This window comes from Desulfogranum marinum (genome assembly GCF_016918565.1).
Classification (GTDB): Bacteria; Desulfobacterota; Desulfobulbia; order Desulfobulbales; family Desulfobulbaceae; genus Desulfogranum; species Desulfogranum marinum.
The window spans coordinates 37,411-50,473 of record NZ_JAFFQD010000002.1 but is presented as its reverse complement, the minus strand read 5'-3'; the positions used below and the strand labels follow the sequence as shown (position 1 = coordinate 50,473).

The window sequence follows — 13,063 nt, the reverse complement described above, 5'->3', positions numbered from 1 at the left end:
TTCTGTATCAACTCAAACAAAATTACCCCCGCCATACAAAAAATCTCCAGACCCCATAAAGGAGTCTGGAGATTCGTAGGTCACACTATCAATATCGAACTGAAATTAGATCCAAGGATCTGTTTCAATGATGTTGATGCATTCAACCTTTTCACACTTCCACTCTTCGGTCTTAGGATCGTAGGTGGAGTTAACGAAAGCTTTCCAGTTTTCGTCATCACAGGTTGGGTAGTCAGAGCGGTAGTAGAATCCTGGGTAACGGGATTCTTTACGGAACTCAATGTGACGGATGTGGGTTTCAACACACCAAATGCGATGGTAGTTTTCCCAAGCACGCATCAATTCGTGCAGGTCGCCGGCTGCCATTTTCGCAGCATCTTCACGCAGCATCTCAAGGAGATCCAAACAGATGTTGAGAAGCTTACCGGAGGTCATATAGTATGTAGCAACACCACCACCATACTCATCGGTAGCCTTCATCAGGCGCATCATCATACCTGCAGGCTTGCAGTAGTTAGGATTGACGTTTTCAGCTGTAGAAGCGCCAACAAACTCATGGTAACGCTTAACTGGTGCATAAATCTCATCAGCCAGTTCCTGAGCGGTTTGAGCCAGTTCAGGAGTGAAATCAGCGTTGTCACGACAGTACTTAACCATCTGCTTAGCACAAATACGACCTTCAGCGTGAGAACCGGAGGAGAACTTATGTCCGGAAGCGCCAACACCATCACCAGCGGTGAAGAGACCGTTAACGGTGGTCATACGGTTATAGCCCCACTTGTACTGATGAGAACGAGGACCATCTACAGAAGGTACCCACTCTTCTTCAGGACCGGATGTCCAGATACCACAACAACCGGAGTGAGATCCGAGCATGTATGGTTCGGTAGGCATGATTTCAGAACCTACTTTTTCCGGCTCAACGTTCATACCGGCCCAGAGACCAGCCTGACCGACGGACATATCAAGGAAATCTTCCCAAGCTTCTGACTCAAGGTGTTTCCAGAACTTCTTAACAGCTTTCTCATCTTTACCGGCAGCGCGCTGGTCATCGAGGAAAGCGTTCAAAGCAACGTCGGTAGCCATGTAGATAGGACCGCGACCTTCTTTGAGTTCATTGATCATCAGGTGGTTACGCAGACAGGTAGGAGTAACCGCAGAGGCACCGTAAGGCATGAACTTCTCGAGTTCGTCCTTAACTGCGTCTGTGTTTGCATAGAACTCACCAAGACCATTCTGTACTTTAGCTTTGAACAGAAGGAACCATGCACCAACAGGACCGTAACCATCTTTAAAACGAGCTGGGGTGAAACGGTTTTCCATCATGGTCAAGGTAGCGCCAACCTGAGCACACATTGTGTAGGTGGAACCAGCATTCCATACAGGATACCATGCGCGGCCTTTTCCTTCACCAGTTGAACGTGGACGGAAAATATTTACTGCGCCACCACATGCAACCATAGCGGTTTTACATTTGTATACGTGAACTTTATTTTCACGGGTAGAGAAACCTACAGCACCAGCAATGGTATTCTCTTTGTTCTTGTCAAGCAGCATCTTAACGATGAATACACGCTCGTGGATATTGTCTTCACCAAGGGCTTTTTTCGCAGGCTCAGCTACGATACACTTGTAAGACTCACCATTGATCATGATCTGCCATTTACCTGTACGTACAGGGGCTCCGCCCTCACGCAGGGTTGGAGCAGGCTTGGCGCCATCAAGGTTCTCGCCAGCATCGTTCTTCTTCCAAACGGGCAGACCCCACTCTTCGAACAACTTAACAGACTCATCAACGTGACGACCAAGGTCATAGATAAGGTCTTCGCGTACAACGCCCATAAGGTCATTACGTACCATTTTTACGTAATCTTCGATGGCGTTCTCACCGATGTAGGTATTGATCGCGGACAGGCCCTGAGCAACAGCACCGGAGCGCTCAAGAGAAGCTTTGTCACAAAGGATGATTTTCATTCCTTCTGGGGCCCACTTGCCGATCTCAAAAGCTGTACCACAAGCAGCCATTCCGCCACCTACGATCAACACATCACACTCATGCTCTACAACTTCTGGATCCACTACTGCAGCGAGTTCGCCCAGTGGCTTATTTGGTAATGCCATAATTTCTATCTCCTAATAATTATCTAGAATAGAGTTATCAATTCATCCCTTAACAAACTAAGCTTACGCCAGTTTGCTAGGTGTAGGCAGATCGCTCTCAAGAAGCAAACACTCGTCATCAAGGTTTGCACCTGTTTCACCAGGATATTCGTTGGCAGCACCTTCAGCAGTTGTCCGAATAGGGAACTTGAAGCGCTTCATGTTGCCATTACGGAACTTAACTGTCCACATGATGGAGTCAGAAGACCGCATTGGATGAACTTGGCCACCCATTGGTACAAAGTCATCATAACCACGAACAAAGATTGCGCCCTGTGGACAAATCTTAACACAGGAATAACACTCCCAACATGCATCTGGCTCTTGATTGTACGCCTTCATTTCCTCAACATTGAGGACCATCAGGTCGTTTGGACAGATGTACATGCAGGCAGTCTTGTCGCCGCCCTTGCAGCCATCACATTTTGAAGGATCTACGTAACTTGGCATTAAACTACCTCCTCACTTGTTTTTTCCTTTATGGTGCCCGTAGATGGGCAACCAATAACCTCTAGCTTGATATTTCGAAGAAAAACAAAATCATATTTAAAAACGACTTGTTCTTCACCGCAACCCGCAACCAGTAACTTGTTAGTTTTACTAACTTTTAGCCAGCCCCACTTTTAGGGGCGAAAAAATGAACAGCCACTCATTAAAGGTGAACCGCACATTTAATTTGTTGCCTGCTCAATGTCAAGAAAAATCGTCAAATCAAGGCTGAACAGCAAAATTTATAAAAAGCATCAGAAATATGCATATATACTGATGATTCTCTTGCTTTACCTGAATTTTTTCTTGAAAAAAAAATAAATATTGGTCTTTTTGACCCACAAAAAAGACAAATTTACTGTCCAATCACATTTCGCTGTAATCCGATCTTGCCAGCACTTCTCTTGGCCTCGACCCATCAGCTGGGCCGACGATTCCTTCTCGCTCCATAGTTTCTATCATTCTCGCTGCCCGGTTATACCCTACTCGTAGCCGCCGCTGAACCATGGAAATAGAGGCTTGACCTGTTTCAGTCACAACGGCAACAGCCTCGTCATATTTTTCGTCATACTCTTCAGACGATGTATCATTGCCATTTGATTCATCTTCTACGCTTTTGAGCACGGTATCATCGTACTCTGCCTTTCCCTGTTCCTTGAGAAAATGAATAATGCGCTCTGTTTCCTGCTCTGAAATAAATGCACCATGAATCCGCTGTAGTTTCGCGGCTCCCGGAGGTAGAAAGAGCATGTCGCCCATTCCTAACAAATGTTCTGCCCCTGATCCGTCCAGAACCGTTCGTGAATCAACCTTTGAAGAAACTTTAAACGAAATCCGGGTTGGAAAATTTGCTTTAATCAGTCCGGTCAAAACATCCACCGAAGGTCGCTGGGTAGCCAAGACGATGTGCATCCCTGCAGCCCTTGCCATCTGCGCCAAACGAGCAATTGACGTTTCGACGTCTTTTGAGGCCACCATCATCAGGTCTGCAAGTTCATCCACAATGATGACAATATAAGGCAGTTTTTCTTCTGCAACCTGGTTATAGGTATAAAAAGATTTCACTCTTTTTTCTTCAAGCAGCCGATAGCGCCGCTCCATTTCGCGCACAGCCCAAATAAGCGCTCTAGAAGCCATTTTTGCCTCCACCACTACCGGATGAAGAAGATGGGGAATATCATCGTATACCGACAATTCAATCCTTTTAGGATCAATCATCAGCAACCTGACCTCTTCCGGGGTCGCCTTGTACAAAATAGAGGCGATAAAGGCATTTATAGCTACAGATTTACCGGCTCCGGTAGCACCGGCTATCAACAGATGAGGCATTTTTGACAAATCCGCTACCACTGACCGCCCGACAACATCATACCCTAAAGCGAGAGTGAGCATGGATTTCGAAGCTCTATATTCCTTTGAAAGGAGAATATCGCGAAGAAAAACCATTTTTCTGGAAGGATTTGGTATTTCAATACCAATAGCTGCTTTTCCTGGGATGGAGCCTACAATACGTACCCGATCAACTTTCAGGACCATCGCCAGATCATCGGCTAGCGCAACGATTTTATTTATCTTTACACCTGGTGCCGGGGCATACTCGTAGGTCGTAACCACAGGGCCGGGTGATATGCCGACAACGACCCCCTCCACACCAAAATCAAGTAACTTATCTGCTAAAACCTTACTGATCTCAAGGTAATACTCACGACTTACCTTGACATTCTCCTGTGTATTCTCATTCAGTAACGATACGGAAGGAAGCCGATATTGGCCGGCTTTTATTGGCTTTAAAGAAAACCCCTTTTCCTCTTCCAGTTTTTCCGGCTCACATAGGACCGGCTCATGAACCGCAGGTGGTGCGGGGGCAATGGGGGGCAAATTTTTTGCAACAGAGACCGGCTGTTGCTTTTCTACAGGTTCTTTCCTTGTGACTGCTTTTTTCAGGTAAGTACAAAGAGATAAAAACAACCCCAGACTTCTTTTCCAGCTCCAATGCATGGTGCCCAGCAGTGAAAAACGAACAGCGGCCATCAACGACAAAACAAGCACCAGAGTTAACAGCAATATCGAACCGACGTTACCGACGGCCCCGCTTAAAGCCGTCCAAAGAAACACACCCACAAATCCACCAGGGGTAATATATCGCCCTATTCCCCCCCATGCCCCGGACATACCAAGCAGCCCAGCTGAGGACAAAAGCGTCCCTGTAATACCCACCACTACATATGGTATTCGATTTAGCTCAGACCAAGAGAATAAAAATGCGCCTGAAACGTAGCACAAAATACCTACCGCAAAAAAAGCAGCCAATCCCAGAAAAGAAAAAAGATAATGTGCGCTGAAAAAGCCTATGGATCCACACCAATTGGCAGCTGGTTCCTGCAACCCTTGACCAGGCTTAAGTAACGGAAGCAAGTAACTGACAAGACAGAGCAAAAGAAATAAAGCAAAAAAGATAAAAAAAAGTGCTGCGGTTTCCCTCAAAATCCTTGATTCTTTCCTCACTGAACGTGCCATTGACTAAATATTCTCTCCGTATACGTGGTCGGTTGATAGGTCAGCAGTTTTGCTTTCGCCGATATACATCGTCTTTCCGGCGCCTGATTTCAAAAAAGCAGACAGCTGCCGACCGGTGCCCGACGGTCTACACTATTTGAAAATAAAAATCAAAATATCCCCGCAGTTACTGTCATGCGGGGATAGAGAGGGAACTACATAAGAAGAGAAAGAAACTGTTTTTTGGGGCTACTGCTTTGAGACAAGCATAGCCTGAACTGAATCGAGAATCCCATTGATAAAGGCTATCGACTCCTTTACAGAATAGCGCTTTGCAATTTCAAGCGCTTCATTGATGGCGACCTGATTGGGCACGTCACGGCCATACTCCATTTCATATACGGCAATGCGCAAGATGTTTCGATCCACCACAGACATCCTTTCCACCCGCCAGTTGTGCGAATGCTTGGCAATAAGCTCATCTATACCATCCCGGTATTTGCAGAGTCCCTGCACAAGCTCGCTCCCGTACGGTAGGGCTCTTTTGTTTGTTTCAAATACTTGGCAAAAAACATCCAGCGACTCGGCCACGGCTTCAGGAGCGCAAGAACACTTCTGAAAATCGTGACCATACAGAAACTGAAGGGCCAATTCTCTTGATTTACGTCGTAATCCCATTCAAACCGCCCTTACGTACTGTTTCTTAATCACTCTATAAAAACGACCATCCAGACAGATCACCATAGCAAACATTGATCAGCCGACGGCTTCCATGAGGTTGACCATTTCAAGTGCAGCAACGGCTACATCCGACCCTTTGTTGCCCGCCTTGGTTCCGGCACGTTCTATTGCCTGCTCAATGGTCTCGGTCGTCAAAACGCCGAAAAGAACAGGCACGCCGGTATCAAGCATAACCTGGGCCGACCCTTTGGCGACTTCCCCTGCGACAAAATCAAAATGCGGGGTTGCCCCTCGGATGACTACTCCGATGCAGATAACAGCATCATACTTGCCTGATTTGGCCATTTTTTGTGCAACGAGCGGGATTTCAAATGCGCCTGGGACCCGGGCAACATCAACATCATCAGTGTTGACACCGGATCGTGTTAAACTGTCCAATGCACCTTCAAGTAATTTCTCACAAATAAAAGAGTTGAATCGCGCAACAACAATGCCGATCTTTCGTCCAGTACCCTGTAAATTTCCTTCAATATAATTTGCCATTATCAATCCTATATACTATTCAATTCTCAGGGCTCATTGCGCACATAGCCAATTGGCAGTTCACCATACAACTCAAGCATATGCCCCATTTTATCTCGTTTAGTCTTGAGATAATTCCTATTATCCTTATCACCGGGCACTTCGATCGGTAGCCTTTCCACAACCTCCAGTCCATACCCTTCAAGACCGATTATTTTCTTAGGGTTGTTCGTCAGCAGACGCATCTTGCGTACTCCCAGATCGCGAAGCATCTGTGCCCCCATCCCGTAGTCACGAAGATCAGGCTTAAAGCCGAGACGAGTGTTTGCCTCTACGGTGTCCAGCCCATCCACATCCTGAAGTTCGTATGCTTTCAGCTTGTTAACAAGACCGATGCCACGCCCCTCTTGCCGCATATACAGAATAACGCCCTTGCCCTCCTGTTCAACCATCCGCATAGCAGCATGCAACTGAGAGCCGCAATCGCATCGTGCTGAGCCGAATACATCACCGGTAAGACACTCTGAATGTACTCGAACCATGACCGGCTCATCAGGACTAAACTCGCCCATTACAAGGGCAACGTGCTCGTCATGATCCACCTCGTTGGTGTAGGCAATGACTTTGAACTGTCCTGCGTGGAAGGTCGGCAGACGAGCTTCGGCCGCACGAGTTACCAATGTATCCTTGGTGAGACGATAAGCTACCAGATCAGCTATAGTCGCAATCTTTATGTCATGCTCCTTAGCAAACACCTCAAGATCAGGCATCCTCGCCATTGTGCCGTCTTCGTTCATGATTTCGCAAATAATCGCAGCAGTTCTCATGCCTGCTATTCGCGAAAGATCTACAGACCCTTCTGTCTGTCCGGTACGAACAAGTACTCCTCCTTCGCGAGCTCGCAGTGGAAAAACATGACCAGGGCTGATTATATCACGCGGAGTTGCATCGGGTGCAACCGCGGCTTCGATTGTTCTCGCCCGGTCAGCAGCAGATATACCAGTGCTGACGCCGGTTCGAGCTTCGATACTGATAGTGAATCCGGTTCCGTACGGTGATTGATTATTTGACACCATCATCGGCAGACCAAGCTGCTCGATAATATCCGGGCTCATTGCAAGGCAAATTAACCCACGGCCGTGCGTTGCCATAAAATTGATAGCTTCCGGCGTGACTGCTTCCGCAGCCATACAGAGGTCACCTTCATTTTCCCGGTCTTCATCATCAACCAGGATTACCATTTTACCGGCCCTAATATCCTCAACTACTTCTTCAATTGAACTGACAGCCATCGTGTGCTCTCTTGTGGGACCATGAAAATCCCAACATTACTTTTTCGTATTGCGCTGTTTGGGTAAATTACAAAAAACCATGCTCAGCAAGAAAAGAGGAACTGATTACACTTTTTCCGCTTTGGGCATTAACATTTCCACCAAGCAGTTTTTCCACATATTTGCCGATGATATCCACCTCGATATTCACCTTATCCCCCTGCTTCAAATCGCCCAGCGTAGTTGTGGACAACGTATGTGGAATAATAGATACCGAGAAACGGGAATGCTCGCAACTGTTCACCGTTAAACTGACGCCATTAATGGTTATTGATCCTTTTTCAATAACATACTTTGTCAAACCCGGGTCCAAAGAAAAGATGAACAAGGTGAAGTCACCCACAGTTCGTCGCTCTTCAACCGTAGCCAATCCGTCTATATGACCGCTGACAAGATGACCACCTAAACGGTCACTTAGACGAAGTGCACGCTCGAGATTTACCCTCGATCCGACGGTCAGACTCCCCATTCCTGTACGGGACAAACTTTCCGGGGAGACATCCGCAAGAAAACGGTTACCGGCGATATTTCTGGCTGTTAGGCAGGCGCCATTAACGGCTATAGACTCCCCTTCTTGAGGGTCGGTTAAATCAAAATCCGCCTCCAGGCCGAACACCGCACCTCCGCCTGCAGCTCGCTTCTCCACTACAGTACCAAACCCTTGAACAATACCGGTAAACATAGCAAACCTTATTTCAGGGCGTCTGCACGCTCTTCAAATTCCCGCGCCAGCCGTTCATGCTTAAAATTAGCATGAATGCCGGATATGGTTCGATAGGTATCAGCAGCGTTGGCAGCGTCACCGGTCTCTTCATATAACTTGCCGATGGTTTCAAGTGTCTCGACGACGCCTTTTGGGTTACTGATTAATCGGTAATGTTCCAGGATATCAAAAAGCAATTCAAAGGCATTGTCCGGCTCACCCATTTTCCTGTAGGCGACAACCATTTTTTTGTGCAAAGATGTCTGCGAAAAAGAATCGTCCTCCTGTTCACAAATTTCAGCAGCACGTTTGAAATGCTTTACAGCCATCTCGTATTCTTCGCGGATCATACAGGTGTCGCCCAGTCTGTCAGCGGCATTGGCTACTCCTTGAGTATCACCGTCCTCTTCGAAGCCAAGCAAGGCATTATGAAAACAGATAACAGCTTGGGTATAGTCTCCTCCGGAAAAATGTTTTCTCCCTGCCATGTAATCTCGCCTGGCAGGATTTTTGAGTTCATTTTCCCTATTCATATCTTCAGTCATCGGTCTTATGGAATCCATAGACTGAATGGAATCACTCACCATTTTTTTCTCCCTTATGGATATTCTCTATAGCGGTTGCAGCCACCTCGGCGACAGATGTTTCCAGCGGCTGCCCCTGCTCAAAAATTAGTATCGGAGTTTGATCCTGCTGTAACGGTAGCAGCTGCAGACCGGCCTCTTTAGCTGAAATCCTACCAAGCATACGTGCCACAAGAGCCCGGATTTCAGGCTTTTCATGGCCAAGCAAGCCGAAAAGCGAGTAAAAAGGCGTTTTCCGGATAAGATCAGGGCGGGTTGTAGCAATCTCACCAAGGCCCCAAAGAACAGCTTCCTGGGTAGCGGAATCATTTAAAAAATTATACAAATGCCGTGTGAATGCACCGTAGATATCCGGTCTACAGGCTACAATGGCACCAATGGCCTCGACCATCCCCCATGACGTTGACGCCGAATCCGAGCACGATTGAAATAATCGGTGCAGTTGATCTGCGACCGGTGCCGGCTCACGGGTGGAGATCCTTGCGCAGACTTCCCCCATTGTCCAGGCTATATTATATCGATCTTTCGCTACAGGCTCATAAAGAAGACGTTGCAGAAAACGCAGGGTTCGCTTGTCATCAAAACAAAGGTCGACGAGTCCATCCAAATCCCCCTTTTCAGCCAGTTCCTTGACCTGTTTTTTACTCGCCCGTTTTCGGGTTCGTTTCGGATCGCGTTCAGGCTCTAATTCTCGAATAGTGCTGCCTGCAGCACCCTCGCCCCTGGGTGCTTTGGCAAGTTTCTGCTGGTTTTGATCGTACCGCTCAACAATCTCAGCAAGCCCCTTGTGCAAACGGATAAAAAAAAGTACCCCCCGCGCAGCACGTCCATCGATGTTGCGTTTCGGACAGACCTGATGGGAGATATCATCGTAGTCTTCGATGCGCCCGGTAAGATAGTCTTCTTCTGCGACCAACTCCCAGGCAAGATCCCATTCGTCATTGCAGGCATTGACAAGGCACTCAACCATAGCAGCGCCGACATTGTGCCCGGTCGCATCACAGACATACACTGCTCCACACTCACATCTTCCCATTGGGAATTCGTTCAACTTTCGCTGAACAGCATCTGTGGGGCGACCAATATCCATCCCGCAAAAAGGACACCATGGCTTGAGATTGGATTCACCTTTATTTGCCATGATGTTTATCCAAGTTTTTCGTTAAGTGCGTCAACAAACCTGGAATCAATCGAGTAACCAAGCTCTTTGGCCTTTTCTAAATTTTGTTTGGACTCTGCATAGTCACCTTTAAAATACAAAGCAACTGCAAGGTTATTTCTTGCCATGGCTGAATCCGGCTCTAAGGTGACGGCTTCTCTCGCTGCTTCAACCGCTTTTGCGTCTTCCTCGTTCATGGTGTATGCAGAAGTCAAATTTATCCATGCAGTTATCAATTTTGGATCAATTTGAATAGCCAGAGAATAACTCTTAATGGCTTCAGCAACATCATTTTGATGCTGACGAATCAAACCTATATTAACATGCGCCTCTGCCATTTTCGGTGAAATGGCAAGTGCCTGTTCATTAAGCTCAAGCGCTTTTTTGGTATCTCCCTGATCAAAATAAATTGCTCCGAGATTGATCAGGCTTTCCATGGACTGATTGTCCAGTTCAAGTGCTTTTTCAAGCTGGAAAATTGCATCCTCAATACGGCCTACCTGACGGTATACCAGTCCCAGGTGGTGCCTGGCCACGACGTTTTCCGGCTTCTCTTTTACAACTTTTTCCAAATCACTGATTACGGTAGCTAAATCAGTCTTTTTTTCCACCTCAGACATAAAAAACCCTTTGTATCTTGGTTATAAAAAATATCGCAATATACGATTATTAGGTATCGACACCGCACTTTTTCCAACAAAAAAAAGCCTGGATTAAAAAAAGAACGTAAAATTCTACTTAAAAAAAACTTTAAAAAAGCAAAGCAGCGTACATTATAGGCATAAACCAGCAGGAAGCAAGGCTCTGAAAGGGAATAATTCACCCCCCTTCCGCCAACCTTGCATTGTTTGGCAAATGATCATGAATGATGAGCTATCAGTTTTTTTTCTCTTGCTTTTGCCAGCACCTTATGCGCAACAGCTATATCCTTACTGATTTGTCTAATCAGGCTGTCAGGTCCGTCAAAGGCTATTTCCGCCCGCAAATGTCGGAGAAGATTGATTTTTAAAGGGCGACCATAGATGTCGGCGTTGAAATGAAATATATGCGTCTCGGCAATCAATTTATTCTGCCCAAAGGTCGGATTGTAACCAATATTGGAGATACCTCCATACTGCTTACCGCCATACAGCACCTGGGTGACATACACGCCGGTTTTAGGACAGAGATCTTCTTCAGAAATGCACAGATTAGCGGTTGGAAATCCCAACTTCCGCCCTCTTTGGTGTCCCGGCTGAACCAAACCACGAATTTGGTAAAACCTGCCAAGTAACTTGTGGACATCACGCATTCGTCCTGCAGCGACCAACTCCCGTATTTTTGAACTTGATACGATTTCTCCCCCCACGTATTGCGCCTCCACAACCTGTACCGGAAAGCCTTTCTTCTCGCCCTGCTCTTTGAGAAAAGTTATGTTCCCCTGCCTTCCTTTACCTAGGGCGTAGTCGTACCCGACCACCAGGTATTGCATCCCTATTGTATCAATCAGGACATGATCAAGAAAATCCATAGCAGTAACAGCGGCCACTTCTCGTGAAAACGGGATAATCACCAGCACATCGATCCCGGATTTTTCAATCAGCTCGATTTTTTGATTGGTGGTTGAAATAAGACGAATCCCATTGGGACTGAGGACCTTTAGCGGGTGAGGGGAAAATGTTACGGCAACACTTGTTCCTTTATGCACGCGGGCACGCTCAACAACCGTGTCAAACAAGACCTTGTGCCCTAAATGAACACCATCAAAATTACCGATAGTGACATGGGCATGAGGAAAAGGAGCCTTTATATCTTTTAGATCAGTATAAATTTCCATACATGCCGCCTACCCACCTGGAAGATGAATTTACCCCTGATTTTGCTAGGCCGAAGTGAGGCCGATAGATTTGAGGTTCTGAAGTGCATCCATAATTTTCTGTAACGCTGCTACCCTTTTCCTTTGCAGCGCCGAAACTATGGTTCATTCACAATGAAGAGCGTAGTAAATATCTGCAGGTCAGGTAATGTATAAGTATAGTAAGCGCCAATAACTTCCGTGGCAACTCTGTTACCCTATATTTTTCACTACCTGACAAGAGAAACATAACAACAAAATGAAACTGTGTTTGAAAAAGAAGGCATATGTACCCTAATTCAGAGAAACAAGCAAATCCTTCATTTTCCATTTGTCGCTTCTACTCAACCTTCCCAGCTTAATTAATTTCTCCGGACGCACTAGGGACGTTGAAAATGGTGAAATTGTCTTTTTCATCCACGATTCTCCTTTTCCCCATATATCAATTACAAACAGTCGGTCCCACAATGAACCAGACCATATTCTTTGTTTTTATTCATCTTGCTGACAAATAAATACTTGACAAAAATGCGATCTGCGAGCATATTCTCCCTCGCATTGCCGAAGTGGCGGAATTGGTAGACGCGCTAGGTTCAGGGTCTAGTGGGCGCACGCCCGTGGAAGTTCGAGTCTTCTCTTCGGCACCAAAAACGTAAAAGCCTTGTAGTCCTCACCGATTACAAGGCTTTTTCTTTTGGTATATGCGGTAATATGCGTTTTTCTCCTGATGGCTGCTCAACCCGTAAAGCAGTGTCCACGTCAGGTCTTCCGTGCCCATCCATCCAATGACTATAGGTTCCGACAGTAATTTCAATGGAGCTGTGTCCAAGCTGTTTTTGGACATAAGCAGGACTGTGATGATCCATTAGTAACCAACTGGCATAAGTATGTCGAAGATCGTGTGGGCTTGTTCGTTTTATATTGGCACTTGCGCAAATCTTGCGCATAGCTCCCTGGACCTTTCTGTGGCTGTACGGTCGGCCAAGCTTCTTTTTATCTGGAAACAACAGGCTGATATCAGCAGATCTTCCATTGTTTAACTTTTCCTTCTTTAAGGAAAGTTCCTGCTGGCGTAACCCCTGAAGTAAAAAATCTGGTAAATCT

At 46.4% G+C, this 13,063-nt stretch carries 11 protein-coding genes, 1 tRNA gene and 1 pseudogene; 1 reads left to right on the top strand and 12 read right to left on the bottom strand.

Features of this window, described 5'->3' with window-relative positions:
- Positions 1-105 precede the first annotated feature (105 nt).
- The 11 genes from aprA to JWH17_RS01970 all read right to left on the bottom strand — a co-directional run bounded on the left by aprA (position 106) and on the right by JWH17_RS01970 (position 11,941).
- The gene (aprA, locus tag JWH17_RS02020) at positions 106-2,121 is read right to left on the bottom strand and encodes an adenylyl-sulfate reductase subunit alpha (protein ID WP_205220891.1); all 2,016 of its coding nucleotides are present in this window, start codon (positions 2,119-2,121) and stop codon (positions 106-108) included.
- A gap of 63 nt (positions 2,122-2,184) precedes the next feature.
- A complete protein-coding gene (gene aprB, locus JWH17_RS02015; RefSeq protein WP_205220890.1) occupies positions 2,185-2,610 on the bottom strand; it encodes an adenylyl-sulfate reductase subunit beta in 426 nt (141 codons plus the stop codon).
- Positions 2,611-3,015: 405 nt separating this feature from the next.
- Positions 3,016-5,166, bottom strand: a complete 2,151-nt coding sequence (locus JWH17_RS02010; RefSeq protein ID WP_205220889.1) for a DNA translocase FtsK — start codon at positions 5,164-5,166, stop codon at positions 3,016-3,018.
- 228 nt (positions 5,167-5,394) lie between these two features.
- Positions 5,395-5,823: a transcription antitermination factor NusB gene (gene nusB / locus JWH17_RS02005; RefSeq protein ID WP_205220888.1), complete on the bottom strand. Its 429-nt coding sequence runs from the start codon at positions 5,821-5,823 to the stop codon at positions 5,395-5,397.
- 78 nt (positions 5,824-5,901) lie between these two features.
- Positions 5,902-6,369, bottom strand: coding sequence for a 6,7-dimethyl-8-ribityllumazine synthase (gene ribH / locus JWH17_RS02000; protein WP_205220887.1), 468 nt, complete (start codon positions 6,367-6,369; stop codon positions 5,902-5,904).
- A 26-nt stretch (positions 6,370-6,395) separates the two neighbouring features.
- Positions 6,396-7,640: a bifunctional 3,4-dihydroxy-2-butanone-4-phosphate synthase/GTP cyclohydrolase II gene (locus JWH17_RS01995; protein WP_205220886.1), complete on the bottom strand. Its 1,245-nt coding sequence runs from the start codon at positions 7,638-7,640 to the stop codon at positions 6,396-6,398.
- A 67-nt stretch (positions 7,641-7,707) separates the two neighbouring features.
- Positions 7,708-8,361, bottom strand: a complete 654-nt coding sequence (locus JWH17_RS01990; protein ID WP_205220885.1) for a riboflavin synthase — start codon at positions 8,359-8,361, stop codon at positions 7,708-7,710.
- An 8-nt stretch (positions 8,362-8,369) separates the two neighbouring features.
- On the bottom strand, positions 8,370-8,969 hold the full coding sequence (locus JWH17_RS01985) for a tetratricopeptide repeat protein (protein ID WP_205220884.1): 600 nt from the start codon (positions 8,967-8,969) through the stop codon (positions 8,370-8,372).
- Complete coding sequence (locus JWH17_RS01980; RefSeq protein WP_205220883.1) at positions 8,959-10,107, bottom strand: DVU0298 family protein; 1,149 nt, start codon at positions 10,105-10,107, stop codon at positions 8,959-8,961. Before JWH17_RS01980 ends, JWH17_RS01985 begins: the two co-directional genes overlap by 11 nt.
- Positions 10,108-10,112: 5 nt before the next feature.
- Complete coding sequence (locus JWH17_RS01975) at positions 10,113-10,745, bottom strand: tetratricopeptide repeat protein (RefSeq protein ID WP_205220882.1); 633 nt, start codon at positions 10,743-10,745, stop codon at positions 10,113-10,115.
- A gap of 239 nt (positions 10,746-10,984) precedes the next feature.
- Positions 10,985-11,941 carry a bifunctional riboflavin kinase/FAD synthetase gene (locus JWH17_RS01970; protein ID WP_205220881.1) on the bottom strand — a complete coding sequence of 319 codons (957 nt, stop codon included), beginning with the start codon at positions 11,939-11,941 and terminating at the stop codon, positions 10,985-10,987.
- Positions 11,942-12,519: 578 nt separating this feature from the next.
- On the opposite strand from JWH17_RS01970, the gene JWH17_RS01965 reads away from it, so the two are divergent.
- Positions 12,520-12,606, top strand: a tRNA-Leu gene (locus JWH17_RS01965).
- Between the two features lie 30 nt (positions 12,607-12,636).
- Here JWH17_RS01965 and JWH17_RS01960 read toward each other — a convergent pair.
- A pseudogene (locus tag JWH17_RS01960) lies at positions 12,637-13,017 on the bottom strand (tyrosine-type recombinase/integrase); the annotation flags it as partial.
- Positions 13,018-13,063 lie beyond the last annotated feature (46 nt).

Bases quoted from the DNA above. Each gene is read 5' to 3' on its own strand.
- ribH (WP_205220887.1), bottom strand. From the start codon at position 6,369: ATGGCAAATTATATTGAAGGAAATTTACAGGGTACTGGACGAAAGATC.
- JWH17_RS01985 (WP_205220884.1), bottom strand. From the start codon at position 8,969: ATGGTGAGTGATTCCATTCAGTCTATGGATTCCATAAGACCGATGACT.
- JWH17_RS01980 (WP_205220883.1), bottom strand. From the start codon at position 10,107: ATGGCAAATAAAGGTGAATCCAATCTCAAGCCATGGTGTCCTTTTTGC.
- JWH17_RS01995 (WP_205220886.1), bottom strand. From the start codon at position 7,640: ATGGCTGTCAGTTCAATTGAAGAAGTAGTTGAGGATATTAGGGCCGGT.
- nusB (WP_205220888.1), bottom strand. From the start codon at position 5,823: ATGGGATTACGACGTAAATCAAGAGAATTGGCCCTTCAGTTTCTGTAT.
- aprB (WP_205220890.1), bottom strand. From the start codon at position 2,610: ATGCCAAGTTACGTAGATCCTTCAAAATGTGATGGCTGCAAGGGCGGC.
- JWH17_RS01990 (WP_205220885.1), bottom strand. From the start codon at position 8,361: ATGTTTACCGGTATTGTTCAAGGGTTTGGTACTGTAGTGGAGAAGCGA.
- JWH17_RS01970 (WP_205220881.1), bottom strand. From the start codon at position 11,941: ATGGAAATTTATACTGATCTAAAAGATATAAAGGCTCCTTTTCCTCAT.
- aprA (WP_205220891.1), bottom strand. From the start codon at position 2,121: ATGGCATTACCAAATAAGCCACTGGGCGAACTCGCTGCAGTAGTGGAT.
- JWH17_RS01975 (WP_205220882.1), bottom strand. From the start codon at position 10,745: ATGTCTGAGGTGGAAAAAAAGACTGATTTAGCTACCGTAATCAGTGAT.
- JWH17_RS02010 (WP_205220889.1), bottom strand. From the start codon at position 5,166: ATGGCACGTTCAGTGAGGAAAGAATCAAGGATTTTGAGGGAAACCGCA.